We start from the raw sequence: 19,016 nt of genomic DNA on the forward strand, positions 1-19,016 counted from the left end.
GCCGAAAAGGGCGCGGGCGGCGAGGTCCTGGCCGTCTACATCGCCGCGAGCGACGGCCTCACCTCCGCCTCGCCCAAGGAACTGGCCGTCCAGCGCACGCTGGTCGAGGACCTCGGCGGCACCTTCCACCACGTCATAGGCGACAGCGTCCCCGACGCACTGCTGGAGTTCGCCCGCGGGTGCAACGCCACCCAGATCGTGCTTGGCGTCAGCCGCCGCCGATCCTGGCAGTCCGTCTTCAGTCCCGGGGTCAGCGCCACCGTCGCCCGCGAATCCGGACCCGACCTCGACGTCCACATCGTCACCCACGACGAGGCCGCCAAGGGCCGCGGCCTGCCGGTCGCCCGCCGTGGACGTCTGGGACGCTCGCGCATCATCTGGGGCTGGGCGACCGGCATCGCCGGCCCGGCCCTCCTCACGCTGCTGCTCAGCCAGGTCCTCCCGGATCTCGGGCTCGCCAACGACATGCTGCTCTTCCTGACCTTCACCGTGGCGGCAGCCATCCTGGGGGGACTTCTCCCCGCCCTCGCCTCGGCGGCCTTCGGCTCTCTGCTCCTGAACTGGTTCTTCACCCCGCCGCTCCATCAGCTGACCATCGCCGACCCCAGGAACATCGTCGCCATCGCGATCTTCGTCGGCGTGGCAGTGTCCGTGGCCTCCGTCGTCGACCTGGCCGCCCGACGTACGCACCAGGCGGCCCGGCTGCGCGCCGAGTCCGAGATCCTCTCCTTCCTCGCCGGCAGCATCCTGCGCGGCGAGAACTCCCTCGATGCCCTCCTCGAACGACTCCGCGAGACCTTCGCCATGGACTCCGTGGCACTCCTGGAACGCACCAGCGAGGTCGATTCCTGGACCACGGCGGCATCCGTCGGCGCCACCCCGCCTCGCCGCCCCGAGGACGCGGACGTCGACCTGCCCATCGGCGACCACATGGCCCTGGCCCTCTCGGGCCGGGTCCTGCCCGCCGAGGACCGCCGGGTGCTCGGCGCCTTCGCCGCCCAGGCAGCCGTCGTGCTCGACCGCCAGCGCCTCGTGGACGAGGCGGGCAAGGCGCGTGAACTCGCCGAGGGCAACCGCATCCGTACGGCCCTGCTCGCCGCCGTCAGCCACGACCTGCGCACTCCGCTCGCCGGCATCAAAGCCTCCGTCTCGTCCCTGCGCTCCGACGACGTCGCATGGTCCGAGGACGACAAGGCCGAGCTCCTCGAAGGCATCGAGGAAGGCGCAGACCGCCTCGCCGCCCTGATCGGGAACCTCCTGGACATGTCCCGCCTCAGCACCGGCACCGTCGTCCCGCTCATCCGCGAGACCGACCTCGACGAGGTCGTCCCGATGGCGTTGGGCGGGGTACCGGAGGACAGCGTCGAACTCGACATTCCCGAGACGCTTCCCATGGTCGCCGTCGACCGCGGCCTCCTGGAGCGGGCCGTCGCCAACGTCGTCGAGAACGCCGTCAAGTACAGCCCCGATGGCCAGCCCGTCCAGGTCTCCGCGAGCGCTCTCGCCCACCGCGTCGAGTTGCGCGTCGTCGACCGGGGCCCAGGTGTCCCCGAGGAGGCCAAGGAGCGGATCTTCGAACCCTTCCAGCGCCACGGCGACGCCCCGCGCGGCGCCGGAGTCGGCCTCGGCCTCGCCGTCGCCCGCGGCTTCACCGAGGCCATCGGCGGCACGCTCACCGCCGAGGACACCCCCGGCGGCGGCCTCACCATGGTCATTACGCTCCCCATAGCGGGCGGTGGCCCTCCAGCCCTCCCCGACCTCCCGGCTGCCGCCACCACGTAGCCGCCGTGCCCGCCTGTCCGCCCTCACGACAATTCGGAGTTCTCCAGCCATGAACTGGCAGTTGACCGGCCTCGTCCTGTTCTCCGTCACGCTGCTGCCCATCGGCATCGCCCTGGCCGCCGACCGGATACCGCTCCGCCTGCGCGGTCGACTGGCACCGGTACGACCGCGCGGCTGGTGTGTGCTGGCGATCTACTCCGTGGCCCCGCTCAACGCGGTCCCTCGCCTTGCCGATGCTTCCCCCGGCGTATCCCTCGCCTGCACGGCAGCCGCGGGGGTCCTGGCCGTCACCGGCTGCCTGCTGCTGGGCATCGCCACCCACCGGCACGGCCGCCGCTCCGCGGCAGCTCTACCTGAACGGGCCGCGGGCTGAACTGACGACGGAGATCGGCACCCCTGTCTCAAGGAACAGCAGACCAGCGATGCTTCCGTCCTTGTGGAAGGTCACGCGGAACTCCCCGGGCTGGTGTTCCATGCGCAGCGGCATGTTGGCCACGGTGAATTCGCCGAATGCGACGTGCTGGGGATCCCCGTGCGACTGATAGGGACCAAACTTGTCCTGGTAAGTCTCCCACGCCCCTGCGAGGGCGTCCGGGGGCAGTAGCTCGCGCATCGTCGCATCAAAGTGGGCTGTGGCCGCGGTGAAGTTGCCGTTCACGATGTCGTCGAGCGTCTGAATGGCGATCCGGTCGTATTGACTCTGAGCGGGGGCTGCTGCCACGGCGGTGCCCGCGACCGTCGGGGTGGCGTGGGCCTGCATCGCGGCCAGCGCGAAACCGTTGGCCGGAAACAGCGCACTGGTGGCCAGCGTGACGGTGACTACCGCCTGGACCAGTTGCCGCTTGCTGCTGAGCGTTGGATCTTTGCCGGGCATCAGCACCACGACTTTCTCCAGCTTGGCGAGTCCGGATACGTCCATCGTGCTCCACTCGCTCTTCCCTCGCATGCCTGGGAGCAGGACCCTCTAGCCGTCCGCTTGACAGGGCGCTGACGGGCACATGGCCGACCCGCGTCAGCCGCCACCCCCTGGAGAGAGTCCGTGATCGAGATCGCGCCGCAGCAGCCGGCTGCCCTGAGCCGCTGGTTTCCCACCGGCTCGCCTGGCCCCGGGACTCTCGCCGAGCACGTACTGACCACGGGGGCCGGCCACTGGTGGGCCGACCACCCCGACCGGCCCCGGGCCCTCGCGGTCAGCTGCGCGGACCACGTGCTGCTGCGGGGTGATCCCGGTGCGCTCGCCCCGGCCGCGCTCTCCCGCTTCGCGAGCCAGTACGTCGAGGCACCCGTGCAGTTCTGGCCAGCCCTCGACTCCGCGTTCGAGCGCGTCGTCCCGTGGGAACGGATGGTGTACGTCCACCGGGAGCAGGTGTCCCTCCCACGGCCGCCGCGCGGAGTGACGGTGCGGCGGCTGACGCCTGAAGACGCTCCGGCGCTGGCCGACCTGGACTCCGAATGTGCCTGGATACAAGCCAGTTGGGGCGGGCCCGCAAAGCTCGCCGCTTCCGGCCACGCCTGGGCCGCGTTCACCAAGGGCCGGATCCTCTCCGTGGCATGCACCTACCTCCTCGGCAGCGCCTACGAGGACATCGCGGTGGTCACCTTGCCCGACCGTCGTCGCGAGAACCTGGCACTGGCCTGCGTCGCCGGCCTGACAGCCGATATCGCGGCACGTGGACACACCGCGAGCTGGTGCTGCTCCCGCGACAACCGGCCCAGCCGCCTGCTGGCCTGGACGGCCGGCTTCCGACTGGCCCACGAGTACGTCCACCACGTCACCGGCCGGGCTGTTGCACACGGGCTCCGGGACACGCCAGTCCCGGCGTGAGTATGGCCCGCACCGCCATTTGCCTGCCTTCGTGACCCCCATTCGGGAAGCCTGGTGCCTCCCGTCCGCTTCGGACGCGCGTGATCTGGCCCTGGTACATACGCTCGCGGCGTGTTCAATGTGACTGGTCTGCTCAAACGCCTGGTGATCGGCCGGGCCATGCGCAGCGAGGAGCTGGGTGAGACCCTGCTGCCCAAGCGCCTAGCCCTGCCGATCTTCGCCTCCGACCCGCTGTCCTCGGTGGCGTACGCGACGCAGGAGATCCTGCTGGTGCTGACGCTGGGCGGGCTGGCGTACCTGCATTTCACGCCGTGGATCGCGCTGGCCGTCGTCTGTCTGATGACGGTCGTGGTGCTGTCGTACCGGCAGGTCGTGCGCGCGTATCCGAGCGGCGGCGGCTCGTACGAGGTCGCCTCGACGAACCTCGGGCCGTCGGCCGGCCTGGTCGTGGCTGCCTCGCTGATGGTCGACTACGTCATGACGGTGGCGGTCTCGGTCGCCTCCGGCGTGGACAACATCATCTCGGCGCTGCCGGACCTGGCCGAGCACCGTGTGTTCCTCGCCCTCGGCTTCGTCGTGCTCCTCACGGCGATGAACCTGCGCGGCGTACGCGAGTCGGGCCGGGCCTTCGCCACCCCCACGTACCTGTTCATCGGCGGCGTTCTGATCATGGTCGGCACCGGGCTCTTCCGGTACCTGCTGGGCGACGCGCCGGTCGCGGAGAGCGCCGCGTACGGTGTCGAGCCCGACCCCGCCGACGCGAACCTCGCGGGCTTCGCGCTGCTGATGCTGGTCCTGCGGGCCTTCTCCAGCGGCTGTACGGCGCTGACCGGGGTCGAGGCCATCTCCAACGGCGTGCCGGCCTTCCGCAAGCCGAAAGCCGTCAACGCCGCGAAGACCATGGCGGCCATGGGCATCATCGCGATCACCATGTTCGTCGGCGTCACCACCCTGGCCGTGGTCGCGAAGGTGCACATCGTCGAGGACCCCTGCCGCCTGACCGGGCTGGCGGACTGCGAGGGGTACACGCAGCGGACCGTCATCGCCCAGCTCGCGGCCTCCGTCTTCGGTGGCTCGGACAGCTTCGGTTTCTACTTCATCCAGGCAGCGACCGCCCTGATCCTGATCCTGGCCGCGAATACGGCGTACAACGGCTTCCCGCTGCTCACCTCGATCCTTGCCCAGCACCGCTACCTGCCGCGCCAGCTGCACAACCGCGGCGACCGGCTCGCCTTCTCCAACGGCATCATCGCCCTGGCCGCCGTCGCGGGACTCCTCCTGTGGGGCTACAAGGCGAACGTCACCGACCTCATCCACCTCTACATCCTGGGCGTGTTCACCTCCTTCACGCTCTCCCAGCTGGGCATGGTCCGGCACTGGAACCGCGAGCTGCGCACCGAGCCGGATGTGGCCGAACGCCGCCGCCACATGGTCACGCGGTCCATCAACGGGCTCGGCGCCTGCGTGACCGGACTGGTCCTGATCATCGTCCTGGCCACCAAGTTCACCCAGGGCGCCTGGCTCGCCGTACTCGCCGCCCTGGTCCTGTGGGTGATGATGCGCGGCATCCGCCACCACTACGACAGCACCGCGGCCGAGCTCGCCGTCACCGATCCGCGCGCCGAGATGGCCCCGCCGCCCCGGGTCATCGCGATCGTGCTCGTCTCCACCATCCACAAGCCGACCCTGCGCGCCCTGGCGTACGCCCGCGCCATGCGCGCGGACCGGCTTGAGGCACTGACGGTCGCCGTCGACCGCGCATCCGCCGGCGCGCTCCAGCGGCAGTGGGACGAGTACGGTATCGAGACCCCGCTGAAGGTCATCGACTCCCCGTACCGGGAGATCACCCGCCCCGTCGTCGAGTACGTACGCGACATCCGCCGGGACAGCCCGCGGGACATCGTCAGCGTGTTCATCCCCGAGTACGTCGTCGGCCACTGGTGGGAGAACCTCCTCCACAACCAGTCAGCGCTGTGGCTCAAGAGCCGACTCCTGTTCACCCCGGGCGTCATGGTCACCAGCGTCCCCTGGCAGCTGACCTCCTCCACCCGCGCCGACCACCCGGCAGCCCGCGCCCCCGGCGCCTACCGCCGAGGCGAACCCGTCCGCGACGAGCCGGCCCGCGAGGAGGCGGCGCCGAAGGGCTGAGGCGGCGGCTGCCTTCTGGTCAGTCGGCTTCGGCCCGGGCCTCGATGTCCTCGATGCCCGAGGGACGGCCGGCCCGGGCCCAGCGCAGGTAGAGCGCGCCCGCGATGAGCAGGGTGGCGGCCAGGGAGAGTACGGGCCAGCCGCGGAGCAGGTTCACGAGGAGGGTGAAGGCCACCGCCGCGGCCGCGAGGCCGTTGACCCAGGCGAGGGCGGTCTTGCGCTCCGTACGGGCGAAGCGGGTCATGGCCAGCAGGCCGACCAGGAAGCTGACGAAGACCGCGACCGCGTAGAAGAGGACGAGCTCCTGCTCCTCCCCCGCGGCGGCCACGATGATCAGGGCCGCCGCCGCGAGGTAGACGACGGCGGACCAGTACGGGGTGTGGTGGCGGTTGGTCCGGCCGAGAACGGTGGGCAGTACGCCGGGACGGACGGCCGTGCCGGCCAGCGCCTTGAGCAGACCCGGGCCGGCCTGGAAGGAGGAGCTGGCGGCGGCCAGCAGGAGAAGGGCGCTGGTGAGCTGGAAGGCTCCGTAGAGCCAGCCGGAACCGGCGGCGGCCCGGGCGATGTCGGCGATCTGGGTGGAGTCCTCACCAGGGATGCCGATGTGCAGGCGCACGGCCAGCGCGGTCAGGCCCAGGGTCAGACCGCCGACGATGACCAGGAGCAGGGCGAGGGTGCCGCGCCCGAAACGGCGGCGGTGGGTGTCGTCGAGCTGGCCGAGCTGGGCGATTGCCGTCGACGGGGCCTCGACCCCAGTGGCCAGGGCCATGGCGACGGGGAAGGCGAGGACCACGGCCAGAGCGGCGGAGCGGCCCGGGTCGGTGGAGGCGCTGCCGATCGCGTGCGGCGAGACGAAGCCATGGACGAGTACGGCGACGCAGACGAGCACGAACAGCACGGTCATCACGGCGAAGAGCAGCCGTCCGCCGTGCCCGAACCAGGTGAGCCCCGCAACGACCAGGAGCAGCAGCAGCGCGAGGGGGACCCGGAGCGGAGCCAGGCCCGGGAACAGCGCGATCACGGCACTGGCAGCGGCCGCGATGGAGATCCCGATGGTCAGCACGAAGTCGACGACCAGGGCGCCGATCGGTACGAACGTCCAGCGCGGCCCGAAGGCCCGCCCGGCCGCGGCCGCCGCCCCGCCGCCCTGGGGGAAGCGGCGTACGAGCTGCCAGTAGTTCGCGGTGACCACCACGACCAGCCCTACGACCAGGGCCATCGTCGGCAGCAGCAGCGCGAGGTCGCCGTGCAGGGCGCGCAGGGCTGCCTCGATGGCATACGCGACCGAGGAGACGGGATCGGCGATGACCGCGAAGGCGAACGCGAAGAAGAGGATGGAGCGGCGTGGGCCACGGCGGCCGACGGGGGTAGGCACAGCAGGGCGCTGCATGGCGGTCATAGGGGGAATGCCTCTCGGCGAGAGCCAAGCACATGGACGGGCCCATGCGTATCTGACTGCCGACCAGGCTTCCCGGCACACCTGGCATTAAGAGTACGTCAGCAACGCGTCAAGGAGTAGCCGAAAACAACCGCTCCACAGGGGAGTTGCCCCCACAGAGCCACCGGCGACTCCTCACAGAACAATGAATGGTGCTAGCCTTATTAGCACCATGCTGCTCAGACTGGACACCACCGACAGCCGCCCCCTCCACGAGCAGGTCGCAGGGGCGATCCGGCGGGCCGTCTCCGAGGGCGAGTGCGCTCCCGGGGACCGACTGCCGCCTGCCCGCGAACTGGCGAAGGCCCTGGACCTGAACACCAACACGGTCCTGCGCGGGCTGCGCACCCTGCGGGACGAAGGGGTGCTGGAATTCCGGCGCGGACGCGGGGTCACGGTCGCCGCAGCCGCCGGCCGACGGTCTCAACTGCTCGAAAGAGCACGCGAACTGGTCGCCGACGCGGCCCGCCTGGGCTACAGCAGGAGCGATCTCATCGAGATGATCAAGGAGCTGTCGTGACCGACCGGACGGAGAAGCTGAGGGCCGGGTCCCGTTGGGGAGCCGCCGCCTGGGCCGTGGGGGTGCTGTTCGCGCTGGTCGGACTTCCGGTGGCCGCCGCCGACCGGCTGCCGCCGCGGCTGGCCACCCACTGGAGCGGCAGCAACCCGGACGGCTCGATGCCCATGTGGGCGGCCGTCGTGTTCCCGGCACTGATCTGGGCGGTTCTCGTACTCGCCCTCGCCCTCACCGGCCGGTCCGGGAGTCGGCAGGCCGCCGGGCCGTGGGCCGGAATCACCCTGCTGTCCGGCGGGGTCGTCCTCGTCGGAGCCCAGGCGGCGATCGTGCACGCCAACCTGGACCGCGCCGACTGGCGGGATGCCGGATCAGTGGGGGCGGGGATCGCGATCACAGCGGCCGCCGCACTCACGGCCGGCCTGCTCGGCCGGTTGACAGGGCGGCGCACGGCCGCCGATGCGGGCCGCCCAGCCGGGGCCCTGCCCGCCATGCCCCTACCCGACGGGGAACGCCTCGCCTGGCTCTCCCGCACCACGAACCGCTGGCTCCACCTGACCGCCGCACTCGCCGGCGTGATCGCCGCGGCCGCCGCACTGGCGGGGGCGGTCGGCCTGACCGGCCCGCAGTGGGCACTGGTCGCCCCCTTCGCGCTCGTCTCCGTCCTGACCCTGGGCTGCTCCGCCGTACAGGCTCGCGTGACCCAGACCGGTCTGGAGGTGGCCTTCGGCCCACTTGGATGGCCGGTGCGCCGCTGGGCCGTGCACGACATCGCCGCGGCCCGCGCGGAGACCCGCACCCCCGCACAGGTCGGCGGCTGGGGCTACCGGCTCAGCGGTGTCGGAACCACCGTCATGCTGCGCGCCGGGGAATGCCTGGTCGTCCGGCCCCGTAATGGACCGGAGTTCGCCGTGAGCGTCGACGACGCCGAACGCGGCGCCGCCCTGCTCAACAGCCTCGCCACTCGCAGCCAGTCCTGATCCCCACCGCAAGATCTGCACGGGGACGGGCAACACCTGACAGGTACTCACTCCAGTCCCGAGCAGCCTGATCACGACTCATCTTCGGCACGGTGCGTGTGCTCGGGTCCTGGGTGGGCTACGCCTGGGACGAGAGGATTGTCGTAGTCAAGTTCGATCTTGCCGAAAGCTGCGCCCGGGGTGGGCGCCGAATCATTGTCGGCGATGATCAGCTGGACCTGAGGGCCGTGGACCTCGGCGAGTTTTTGGAAGCGCTGGTAGGTCCGATGCCCGCGCGCCTGGTCGTCCAGGTTGCTCCCGGACGCCTTTCGAGGCGAGTCGATGATCAGCAATGACGGCACCCGGACGTCTCGGTGTGTGATGCCGAACTCCAGCAGGGAGAGGCTGTACCCGACGTTGATGCAGGTCACGATCCCCCCGCCGTCGGCCTGAAGGCTCTCGAACGAGACGTGGTCCACTACCGGCAAATAGGACGACGGGTCGATGGTCGCGGACTGGATCCACGGTGCAGGGCGCAGGTGCGAGATCATCGTGTTGAAGTCTCGGCCAAGGTCGCTCACGAGGGTTTGTCTCGCAGCGAGTTCGGCTGTGCGGGCCTTCTTCTCAGCGGTTGCGCGGGTTCGCCGCTCCTTGATGGCTCGGACGTCTCGTGCGATCGCGTGTGCCCGCGTCCAGGAGTCTCGTAGCTGGGTCACGGAGTCGATGGCTGCCCTGAGGGAGGCCGCGCGGGCACTGGCGTCTGCGATGGCGTCGAAGCGGGGTGCCACGAGGTCGCGGGTCTGTGCGTCGAGTGAACGGCGCAGACTGTGGGCGAGGAAGTCGGTTTGCTGGGCTCGTTGTTGTGCGGCTTCCAGGACAGCGCTATCGGCTTCGAGCACGGCTCGGGCGTCCTGAAACTGAAGGTCAAGGTTCCTTCGGGTCTGTGCGATAGCGGCGGGATCGACGTCTTGGTCGTGTGGGTCGTCCTGAAGGCAGACCACGCAGTGGTCCTCGGGTACGGAGCGGCTGCTGAGGCGCTGCATGCAACGTGGGCAGACGACGAAGTCGAAGGGCGACAGCTTCTCAATGGCGGTGGTGGAGCGGTCGAGTCGGGCCAGGTCGAGCTCGACCTGGGCGACGACCGCGGCACGGGCCTCCACGAGCTCTTCTGCCGCAAGGACGTCCTGGGCGGCGTCGCGGGCACTGTCCACTGCCGCACGCAGGTCTTGGCGAAGGACGGCGTCGGCTGCGGTGCTCTCCTCCAGTCCATGGCGCAGTGATGCCAGCGCTGCATCGGCTCGCTGCAGCATGTCCCGCAGACTGGTGAGCTCGGCCCGCAGTTGGTCCTCGGTGCGGGGGTCAGTCGCACCGAGGAAGTTCTTGACGTTCTCGTATTCGTCCGTCTTCTTGCGGAGCTCCTCCTTGAGCTCGCCCAGCTTCCGGCTGAGTTCCAGCACGGTGCTGTCGGTGAGCGCGAACATCAGCTTGAAGAGGGCGGTGCGTTTGGTCTTGAACCATGTGTCGAGGTGTCCCACGACTTCGCGGTCAATGTTGCGGGCTTCCCGGTACACGTAGGCGAAGAGATCGGTGAACGTGAGGTCCCGCGTTGTGGCTTTGCCGTCGCGGCTGGCGGGGATCGTCTCGCGGGGGAAGTCGAGGGCCGCCAGAAGGTAGTCCGACAAGGGTGGCAGGTCGCCGTCCGCTTGTACGGCGTAGGTGTTGCGCATGGCCAGGGTCCCTGGATCCAGGACCTCGACCTGGCCGGAGCGGGCGTCGTTCACGGTCCTCTTGAGGATCACGTGCTGCTCGCCGATGAAGACCTCGGCACGGGCAGAGATGACGTGATCGCGGACGGCCGGGGTCAGTACGGCTTTGCCACCCACCACATGCTTGAGCAGCATCAGCAGGCTGGACTTGCCTGTGCCGCTGGGACCGCTGACGACGGTGGCCGGCCCGTCGAAGCAGTAGGTCTTCTCGGCGTCGGCGGTGGTGACGGTGAGGGAGCGGAAGCGAAGGTGGACTGCCATTTCAGATCTCCGTCCGCCAGGGCCTGTCGACCGCGTCCGGCAGACGGTCGTAGATGAGGGTCTTCAGGGTCGTACCTGACTTGTTGAAGTGCTTCTTAAGAAGAGTGATGCGTTTCGCCACCACGGACCACTCGTCCGTCTCGGCCAGCATTGCCGCGGCGACTGCGCCGGATGCTGTGATGCGGAACTCGGCCCGGTCAGTCCTGCCGTAGGTGATCAGGTCGCGGGCAGCCAGGGATCCCAGGACGGTGTAATAGCGGTGGTCCCAGGGCCCGTACTTGTAGCGGGTCATGCGGCTCTCGACGGATAGGCGTTCAGCGGAGGTGGGTTGGGCTCCGTCCGGCCACGGAATTCCGTCCTCGGCTAGGAGGCGCTCCAGCATGGCCGGGTAGCGCAGCAGGAAGTCGAGCTTGGCAAGTTTGGTCAGCCCTTCCAGGCCCTTCTTCACTCCGGTGAAACGGTCGATCAGCAGCAGCACACGGGCCTCGTGATAGTGAGCCTCATACTGCTCCTGTCGACGGGCCCGGTCCCTGAGGCGCGTGGTCGCCACCAGACGGTCGCCGGCGCTTGTCACGACGCCTCCTCCTCAGAGGGGTCGAACACGTCGGAGAAGTAGAAGTCGCAGTCGTCACAGAGCTGGTAGGCCAAGCCCCGCAGATGACGCCCGTTGACGGGAAACGGAAGCCCGGCACCAAGTAGGTCTGGTGTCAGGAGCCGCGTCATCAGCTGGTGCATGCGGCGCCCGTAGGGTGCGCCGTCGGACGCTTCCTCTTCGGCCTGCTCGCGGCAGGCGAAGACGGTGTCCAAGACCTCGTAGCTCGCGTTGGCCAGCTCCGTGGTGTCTCCCGCCAATCCCGACCGGTGCTGGGACCAGGCGACATACCAGGCTGATCGAAGGCGCTCGGCATGAGCAGCCTCATCCGCTGGAACACGCCCGCGGGCCATCTTCTTGCGCAGGTTGCCCCCACCCGGAGCGACGATCGGCAGCTGGCCGCGGGCGAAGGTGGGCACTATGGAGCGGCTGGAGACGAACGTGTCGAGGACCGTGGCCTTGGTCAGCCGGCGCCTCGCGATGCGCTGCTGGATCTGCACGCTGTGCAGGACCCTCGTCGGGTCGGCGATGTAGACAGCGAGCTGTCCGCGATCGCTCTCGTCGCGGTTCGACTGCTCGATTCGCTCGATCAGCGCGCGATAGGTGGCCTCGACATCCACATGTTCCCGCTGCAGGGTCGCGATCGCAGGAATGAGGAGGCTCTGGAGATTGACGTCAGTGATGTGCCGGCGGGACGGCAGTTCATCGTCGATATGCAGCGCGGCGAAGAAGAGCTTCACCAAGTCGGTGAAGCCGTCCGGGATGGCGATGTCGGCGAGCCGCGAAACCTGGGGGACTTCGGGGATGGTGGCGTAGGGCTGCTTCCATCGAACTTTCAAGAGGTACTGGGCGACGGCGCTGGCCATGTCGTCCACCCCAAGAGTGATACGTGGGTCAGGCCCGCACATCGCTTTCAGGGTGGTAGCGCCCCCCTTGCCTGTTGTGAGGCCGGCGTTCGTGGCAAGACGAAGGTGGACGTTGCTCAGGCCATCGCACGCACGCCATCGGTCGAAGAGGTGCGCCAGACCTCCGTCCTTGCACAGATCCGCCACGTTCCAGGGGTTCCGCCGCTTTCCGCGGTGCTTCACTGATACGAGTTCGACCGAACCGCCGGCGTACGAGACCACGAAGTCTTCGTGCCACTCGCAGACCACCGATTCGACAGACTCCTGTGTCAGCAGCGCCACGCATATTTGGGCGGCGACCTCTGCCTGATACCGGTAGTTACCCAGGGTGTCCGACCCGATGTCCTCCTGAGGTGCCACGCGGAAGATCGGGTGCACGAACCCTTCATCAGACTCTGCGTCCTCTGCCGCCTCAGCCTCAACTGCCACTGCGCACCCCCCACCCCGCCGTTGGAGCTACGCCCCCAGGGCCGACGGCGGAAGATCACCACAATTACCACAGCACCCATGCACTCCGTAACCGGTCGATCACATTCGATGCCCCGGAAGACGTGAGGCCCGCTTCGCCTCGGTCGACGCCGGCGCACGGGACTTCCGACTCCCCCCTGCCCGCGGAGCAGCCCACCCGCGCCCGCGCGTCGATCCTGCGTGGCCGACGCCAGGGTGGCCCTCCCACCTGACCCGTCCGGTCCCGATCGCCCCCAATCACTCCCATCACTCCCACTGCAGCCGAGACGTGACCTGGATGGGCGCCCGCCCCACCAAGATCCGGACCATTTCCGGACCAGGCCCCGCCAGAGGGCCGCACCAACTGTCGTTTCACCTGGTCAGCGCGGGTGCAACTGCTGTACCACCAGCAGACGAAGAACCTGCTGACGAGTCACTCGCCTGAAGGACGGCCTGGCCCGTTCAACGAATAGGCGTGGCAACCGGTGGGCCGAGCTGCCGCCAACAGCCACACCTGGACCTCCCCAAACCGCACCCGTGGGCACCCACTGAACACGCCGCCAGGCATGGGACCTTGCTGGGTCGACCGCAGCGGCTCCAGCACGGCGCCTTGTTGACTTCCTACAACCTCGCAGGGCGGCCCCCACCGCGGGCCAACGGCGGGCTTCGAGCCTGAAGGAGGAGTCGAACCGGCCCTGTCCGGGGCAGCCGAACGGTTCGTGACCCGGACCTCTGCGTGACGCGCCTCTGCCACGAGGAACCGTCCGACTCTCCCTACAGATATCTAACTACTCGTCAGTAGAGTCAGCAAAGGGTCAGCATTCGTTCGACTAGACCTGGCCACAGCCTGGTACACATGAGACTCGACATCAAGATCAAAATGCCGCTGCAGAGATCGTGTCGACTCCCGCCGGACCCTCGGGAGCGGAACGATGCGAGCCGCCGCGCACAGCCCGCACCCTTGATGACATCAGTGCTGTTCAGCGCACTCTTCCCCTAGGCTTCAAGCGAGTTGGGGGCAGCTCCGGAGCAGGAATCGGAGCGCCGTCGTAGCCCTTCACCTCGCCGTAGCGGGTGCCGTTCATCCAGTCTTCGCGGGCCTGTGCGATATCCTCTTGGGAGCGTCCGATCCAGTTCCAGAACATCACGATCTCCTCCTCGAACGGCTCGCCGCCCAGGAGCATCAGGCTCGCGTCCGAGGTCGCCCGCAGGGGGAGTTCCGTTCGGCCGCAGCCGAGGTAGAGCATCGAGCCCGGGAGGACGGGGACGCCGTCCACGTGGGCCTCGCCCGACATCGACAGGACCGCGTACTCGAAGTCCGGGTTCAGCGGGAGCCCGATCTGCGTGCCCGCCGTCAGGGTCAGGTCCGCGCCCACGATCGGGCTGTACGCCGTGCCCGGCGAGGTGGCCGTGTCCAGGGTGCCCAGGATGACCGTCGCCGTCAGGCCCGGGGCCGTGACCGTCGGGAGGTCGGCGTGGTGCTGGAAGTGCGGTTCCACGTCGCGGTGGGTGTCGGGCAGGGCCACCCACAGCTGGGCGCCGTGCAGGAAGCGGGCGTGCGGGCGCGGGCTCTCCTCCGAGTGGCTGATGCCGCGGCCGGAGGTCATCAGGCCCAGTTCCCGGGGGCGGATCGTCTCCAGGCTGCCGACGCTGTCGCGGTGCAGCACCTCTCCCTCGTGCAGCCAGCTCACCGTCTGGAGCCCCGAGTGCGGGTGCGGGGCGACCTGCATGCCGGGCTCGTCGGCGATGTCGTCCGGGCCGTAGTGGTCCACGAAGCACCAGGCGCCCACCATGCGCCGGCCCAGGTTCGGCAGGAGCCGGCGGACCTCGGTGGACTCCCCGAGCTTGACCGTGCGCGGGCTGAGGAGCTCGCGCACCGGTTCGGACACGACGAAGCCGCGGCCGCCGCAGACGGAAAGAGCGGGCTGGCGATCGAGATTGCTCATGTGGACAACCTAGCCCCGAGGCGGTGGCGGCGGAGAGCGGAATGTTCCACGGCCAGGACGTGTTGGAGGCAGCGGACAGACCACCTGAACGGCGGAAGGGACGCGATGGACGCCGCGATGGACGCGCCGACGACGTACTTCGGGCACGGGACGGCGGCCGAGCGCTGGGCGCGCGCCCAGCTCTTCTTCGACGCGAAGGAGTACGCGACGGCCGCCCGCATCCTGGAGACGCTGGCGGGCGAGGCCCCCGAGCAACTGGGGCCCCGGATGCTGCTGGCCCGCGCCTACTACCACTCCGCCCAGCTCTCCCGCGCCGAGCGCGAGCTCCGCGCCCTCCTGGAGCGCTGGCCGGTCGAGGACTACGCACAGCTGATGCTCGGTCGCACCCTGGAGCGGCTGGGCCGGGCCACCGAGGCCCGTCCCTATCTGCGGATGGCGGCCGCCATGGCGGGCGAGTTCCCCGAGTAGCGCGCCGTCCGGCCCCGTGCATGCTGGGTCGGGCCTCCGGCTCGGATAGCCTGGGGCCCATATGAACCGCCTCACCACACCCTTCGGCTCCTACGAGCTCACCCGCTTCCCCGAGGATCCGCGCGACCGGCTCCGTGCCTGGGACGCCGCGGACGAGTACCTGCTGCGCCACCTCGCCTCCGGTACCGGGGAGCGGGGACCGGTGGACTTGGCCGCCGCCGCCGGCCGGATCACGGTGCTCGGGGACCGCTGGGGGACGCTGACGACGGCGCTCGCCGCGCACCGCCCGACGCAGATCACCGACTCCGCGCTGACCCGCGCCGCCACCGCCGCGAACCTGGACCGGGCCGGTATCGGCACCTCGAAGTCGACGGTGACCCTGCTGACCAGCCAGGACCCGCCTCCGGAACGCATCGACGTCCTCCTGGTGCGCGTACCCAAGAGCCTGGCGCTGCTGGAGGACCAGCTGTACCGGCTGGCCCCGCACGTGCACGCGGGCACCGTCGTCGTGGGCACCGGCATGGTCAAGGAGATCCACACCTCCACCCTGCGCCTCTTCGAGAAGATCCTCGGCCCTACGAAGACCTCGCTCGCGGAGAAGAAGGCGCGACTGATCTTCTGCACACCGGGCACGCCCGGGGCGACCCGCCCCACTTCCGCCGGTCCGTGGCCGCTGACGTACACGGTGGACGCGGACGCCGGATCGGCCTCCGGTCTGTCCGTCGTCAACCACGCCGGCATCTTCTGCGCCGACCGGCTCGACGTCGGCACCCGCTTCTTCCTGCAGAACCTGCCGACCAACACCGACGGCGCCCGGGTCGTGGACCTGGGCTGCGGCAACGGCGTCGTCGGCACGGCGGTCCAGGCCCACGACCCGGACGCCGAGGTCGTGTTCACCGACGAGTCCTACCAGGCGGTCGCCTCGGCGCGGGCGACTTACCGGGCGAACATCCGCGAGGGCCGGCGCACCGCCGAGTTCCATGTCGGCGACGGCGTCGCGATGCTCGCCCCCGCCTCCGTCGACCTGGTGCTGAGCAACCCGCCCTTCCACTCCCACCAGGCCACGACGGACGCGACGGCGCTGCGGATGTTCGCGCAGTCGCGCAAGGTGCTGCGGCCGGGCGGCGAGCTGTGGATCGTCGCCAACCGGCACATGGGCTACCACACTCACCTGCGCCGGCTCTTCGGCAACAGCGAAGTCGTCGCGAGCGAGCCGAAGTTCGTGGTCCTGCGGGCGGTCAAGCAGGATCGTCCGCGGCCCATGTGACCTGCCGGTACCTCTTACACTCTGGCGCGTGAGCAGCCAGGTGGAGAACGGAAACGGTGACACGAGCGGCGACCCGAGCGGTGGCACCGCCGACCGCACGGCCGACAGCCCGAGCGGTGGCAGCGGGCGCTACCGCCGGGAGGACGTGGCCCGGGCGGCCGGCGTGAAGGTGCGCAACCTGCGCTACTACCAGGAGCGCGGGCTGCTGCCGCCGCCGCGCCGGGAGGGCCGCATCGCCTGGTACTCCGACGATCACCTGACCCGGCTACGGCTGATCAGTGACCTGCTGGGCCGTGGCTACACGGTCAACGGCATCGCCGAGCTGCTGCAGGCGTGGGAGGAGGGCGGCGGACTGTCCCAACTCCTGGGTCTGGAACGGGAGATGACCCGGGACTGGGTCCAGGAGGAGCCGGTGACACTGTCCCGGCCCGAGTTGCGGGAGCTGTTCGGTCCGACCGCGACGGCGGAGGACACCCGGCGGGCGGCCGAGCTCGGCTACGTGACGATCGACGGGGACCTGGTCACTTACCCGAACCGCCGACTGCTGGACGCCACGCTGACGCTGGTGCGGCAGGGCGTGCCGCTCGCGGAGATCCTGGATGCCGGGGAGTTCGTACAGGCGCAGGCCTCGGCGGTCGCAGACCGGTTCGTGGGGCTGTTCCGGCGCTACGTGATCGATGCGGCGGGCCCGGAAGGCCTGGAGGGCCTGAAACGGCTTTCGGCCACGCAACTTCAGCACATCACGGCCGCGGTGGCGGCCCTGCGGCCGGTGGCCGGCGAGGTGGTGACCTCGGAGTTCGCGCGGGCGATGGCCCGGCGGGTGGACGCGGAGGTCGCCGAACTGCTGCGTACGGAGCAGTAGGAGTCGGCTCAAAGGGTGCACTCGCACAACCTTGCCAACCCCCATTGGCACTCTTACATTCAACTCGTCGGTAACAACGGTGCACAGCCGAAATAAGGGACGTTCCCATGACCGGTTCTCCCCATTTATCCGACCCGTCCGACGATGCTTCCGGCCGCGTCCGCTGGCGCCGGTTCGCCGTCCTGACCGTCCCCGCCGTCGCCCTGACCGCCGGCCTCGGCATCGCACTGGCGCAGGGCGTGCTCGCCGCCTCGTTCGCCGTGTCGGGACAGCAGTTCAAGGTGTCGGCGAGCAGCCTGGAGGGCGAGGGCTTCGCCCAGTACGGCAGCGTGGACGTCAACGCCCGCCAGGAGCTCATCCCGGTGGCCGTCACCGCCATCAGGGAGGCCAAGCTCCACAGCCTCTGCCAGTCCGTGGTCACCTCGCTCCCGGTGATCGGGGACATCTCGCTCAACCTCACCGCCGGGCGCAAGTCCCCGGTCGAGGCGAGCAACCTCTTCGTCGACGCGACCCAGCTCTCGGGCGACGCGGTCTTCAGCAACATCGAGATCGGCCGCGACGCCTCCACCCTCGACAAGGGTCCGGCCGAGGCCCAGGGGATGCAGGACCTCTTCGCCCAGCAGGCCGACACGGTCAGCATCACCGACCTCCAGCAGACGGCGTGGGCGACGAACGCCGGCACCTTCAAGCTCTCCGGGCTCAGCATGAACATCAGCAAGGGCAAGAAGGAATGCTTCTGAACCTGCGGCGGCGCGCCCAGCGGTGGCGGCGCAGCAGACCCTTCTGGGGCGGGCTGTTCGCGATCCTGGCCGGGTCGTGGATCTGCGTCCTGCCGCTGGCACCGCTGAAGATCATGCTCCAGCAGGGGGTGGCGGGGATCCCGTCGGTCCTGATGGGCATCGTGATGATCGTGCTCGGGCTCACCGCCTGGTTCTCTCCCCCACAGCGTTCCCTCGCGGGTGTCCTCACCACCCTGATCGCCACCGCCGCTCTGGTCCTGTCGAACCTCGGCGGATTCCTGATCGGCACGCTCCTCGGCATCCTCGGCGGCGGCCTGATGTTCGCCTGGCAGCCGTACGCCGCCCGGAGCGCCGGGAAGGCGGAGTCCGCCCCGGCCGCACCCCCTCCCCCCACCCCGCACCACGATCCCCAAGGAGCACAGCCATGAGCCGCACGCGCACCGCGCTCGCCCTCGGGACGGCCGTCGCCGGAGCCATCACGCTCGCCTCGGTCACCGCCTCCGCCGCCCCCTTACCGCTGGCCGGGTCGACCACCGTCACCCCGGCCGGGCACGCCTTCAAGGCCACCCTCAGCGGGAAGGCCACCCTCAAGGCCGGTTCGGTCACCGTGACCTGTACGGTCTCCGTCGCCACCGGCAGCGTGCCGGGAGCCCCCGGCAACAGCAACCCGGCCGGATCCGTGTCGTCGCCGATCTCGGCGCCCACGTACAGCTCGTGCACCTCGAGCATGTGGGGAGTGACGCCCACGGTCACCACCAGTGGCGCCTGGTCCGTGTCGATGCAGGACGGCGCCCCGATCACCGCCACCATGGGCCTGCCGGTCGGCGGTCTGGTGGTCCAGACGAGCGGGCTCGCCTCCTGCACGGTCACCGCCGCCCCCACCGCCCCGGCGAACGTCGGCGGCACCTGGGTCAACGGTGCTCCGTCGACCCTCACCTTCACGAACGTCTCCGTGCCCGTCACGGTCACCGGCGGGTTCGGCTGCCCCACGAGCGCCACCACGTCCACCTTCAACGCGGTCTACAAAGTGACCGACACCACCGATCCGGCGCAGCAGATCACCGTCGGTCCCTGACCCGCCCGACCGGCCCCGGGC

Annotated in this window: 18 protein-coding genes; 12 read left to right on the forward strand and 6 right to left on the reverse strand. The window is 69.6% G+C overall.

Annotated features, from left to right (window positions below; genetic code table 11):
- On the forward strand, positions 1-1,782 hold a 1,782-nt coding region (locus ACWGIU_RS05970; RefSeq protein WP_453702853.1), incomplete at its 5' end, for an ATP-binding protein.
- A gap of 49 nt (positions 1,783-1,831) precedes the next feature.
- Positions 1,832-2,155, forward strand: coding sequence for a hypothetical protein (locus ACWGIU_RS05975; RefSeq protein WP_453702855.1), 324 nt, complete (start codon positions 1,832-1,834; stop codon positions 2,153-2,155).
- Here ACWGIU_RS05975 and ACWGIU_RS05980 read toward each other — a convergent pair.
- The gene (locus tag ACWGIU_RS05980) at positions 2,132-2,701 is read right to left on the reverse strand and encodes a DUF3887 domain-containing protein (RefSeq protein WP_453702857.1); all 570 of its coding nucleotides are present in this window, start codon (positions 2,699-2,701) and stop codon (positions 2,132-2,134) included. The two genes, ACWGIU_RS05975 and ACWGIU_RS05980, sit on opposite strands and share 24 nt — an antisense overlap.
- Before the next feature lie 120 nt (positions 2,702-2,821).
- Here ACWGIU_RS05980 and ACWGIU_RS05985 point away from each other — a divergent pair, with 120 nt between their 5' ends.
- Both ACWGIU_RS05985 and ACWGIU_RS05990 read left to right on the forward strand, forming a co-directional pair.
- Positions 2,822-3,607, forward strand: a complete 786-nt coding sequence (locus ACWGIU_RS05985) for a GNAT family N-acetyltransferase (protein ID WP_453702859.1) — start codon at positions 2,822-2,824, stop codon at positions 3,605-3,607.
- A gap of 159 nt (positions 3,608-3,766) precedes the next feature.
- Positions 3,767-5,755: an APC family permease gene (locus ACWGIU_RS05990; RefSeq protein WP_453702885.1), complete on the forward strand. Its 1,989-nt coding sequence runs from the start codon at positions 3,767-3,769 to the stop codon at positions 5,753-5,755.
- A gap of 19 nt (positions 5,756-5,774) precedes the next feature.
- Here ACWGIU_RS05990 and ACWGIU_RS05995 read toward each other — a convergent pair whose 3' ends face one another.
- Positions 5,775-7,130, reverse strand: coding sequence for an amino acid permease (locus ACWGIU_RS05995; RefSeq protein ID WP_453702861.1), 1,356 nt, complete (start codon positions 7,128-7,130; stop codon positions 5,775-5,777).
- Positions 7,131-7,365: 235 nt separating this feature from the next.
- Between ACWGIU_RS05995 and ACWGIU_RS06000 the strand changes: the two genes are divergently transcribed.
- Together ACWGIU_RS06000 and ACWGIU_RS06005 are read left to right on the forward strand one after the other, a co-directional pair.
- A complete protein-coding gene (locus ACWGIU_RS06000) occupies positions 7,366-7,713 on the forward strand; it encodes a GntR family transcriptional regulator (RefSeq protein ID WP_453702863.1) in 348 nt (115 codons plus the stop codon).
- Positions 7,710-8,687: a DUF1648 domain-containing protein gene (locus ACWGIU_RS06005; protein ID WP_453702865.1), complete on the forward strand. Its 978-nt coding sequence runs from the start codon at positions 7,710-7,712 to the stop codon at positions 8,685-8,687. The genes ACWGIU_RS06000 and ACWGIU_RS06005 overlap by 4 nt, the downstream gene beginning before the upstream one ends.
- 71 nt (positions 8,688-8,758) lie before the next feature.
- On the opposite strand, the gene ACWGIU_RS06010 is transcribed toward ACWGIU_RS06005, so the two are convergent.
- From ACWGIU_RS06010 to ACWGIU_RS06025, 4 genes are all read right to left on the reverse strand, one after another.
- Positions 8,759-10,567 carry a hypothetical protein gene (locus ACWGIU_RS06010; RefSeq protein WP_453702866.1) on the reverse strand — a complete coding sequence of 603 codons (1,809 nt, stop codon included), beginning with the start codon at positions 10,565-10,567 and terminating at the stop codon, positions 8,759-8,761.
- Positions 10,568-10,694: 127 nt separating this feature from the next.
- On the reverse strand, positions 10,695-11,267 hold the full coding sequence (locus tag ACWGIU_RS06015) for a hypothetical protein (RefSeq protein WP_453702868.1): 573 nt from the start codon (positions 11,265-11,267) through the stop codon (positions 10,695-10,697).
- Entirely contained in the window at positions 11,264-12,568 is a 1,305-nt protein-coding gene (locus ACWGIU_RS06020) for a dsDNA nuclease domain-containing protein (protein WP_453702870.1), read from the reverse strand. Before ACWGIU_RS06020 ends, ACWGIU_RS06015 begins: the two co-directional genes overlap by 4 nt.
- A 1,049-nt stretch (positions 12,569-13,617) precedes the next feature.
- The gene (locus ACWGIU_RS06025; protein WP_453702872.1) at positions 13,618-14,583 is read right to left on the reverse strand and encodes a pirin family protein; all 966 of its coding nucleotides are present in this window, start codon (positions 14,581-14,583) and stop codon (positions 13,618-13,620) included.
- A 105-nt stretch (positions 14,584-14,688) separates the two neighbouring features.
- Here ACWGIU_RS06025 and ACWGIU_RS06030 point away from each other — a divergent pair, with 105 nt between their 5' ends.
- The 6 genes from ACWGIU_RS06030 (at position 14,689) to ACWGIU_RS06055 (ending at position 18,995) form a co-directional block, all read left to right on the forward strand.
- Positions 14,689-15,051: a tetratricopeptide repeat protein gene (locus ACWGIU_RS06030; protein WP_453702874.1), complete on the forward strand. Its 363-nt coding sequence runs from the start codon at positions 14,689-14,691 to the stop codon at positions 15,049-15,051.
- Between the two features lie 61 nt (positions 15,052-15,112).
- Positions 15,113-16,318, forward strand: a complete 1,206-nt coding sequence (locus tag ACWGIU_RS06035) for a methyltransferase (protein WP_453702875.1) — start codon at positions 15,113-15,115, stop codon at positions 16,316-16,318.
- Between the two features lie 28 nt (positions 16,319-16,346).
- Positions 16,347-17,180: a MerR family transcriptional regulator gene (locus ACWGIU_RS06040; RefSeq protein ID WP_453702877.1), complete on the forward strand. Its 834-nt coding sequence runs from the start codon at positions 16,347-16,349 to the stop codon at positions 17,178-17,180.
- Positions 17,181-17,287: 107 nt separating this feature from the next.
- Positions 17,288-17,920, forward strand: coding sequence for a DUF6230 family protein (locus ACWGIU_RS06045; RefSeq protein WP_453702879.1), 633 nt, complete (start codon positions 17,288-17,290; stop codon positions 17,918-17,920).
- Positions 17,911-18,348 (forward strand): DUF6114 domain-containing protein, encoded by a 438-nt coding sequence (locus tag ACWGIU_RS06050; protein ID WP_453702881.1) that lies wholly within the window; start codon positions 17,911-17,913, stop codon positions 18,346-18,348. Before ACWGIU_RS06045 ends, ACWGIU_RS06050 begins: the two co-directional genes overlap by 10 nt.
- Positions 18,345-18,995: a hypothetical protein gene (locus ACWGIU_RS06055; RefSeq protein ID WP_453702883.1), complete on the forward strand. Its 651-nt coding sequence runs from the start codon at positions 18,345-18,347 to the stop codon at positions 18,993-18,995. The genes ACWGIU_RS06050 and ACWGIU_RS06055 overlap by 4 nt, the downstream gene beginning before the upstream one ends.
- Positions 18,996-19,016: the final 21 nt, after the last annotated feature.

It is taken from the genome of Streptomyces sp. NPDC054840 (assembly GCF_053611065.1).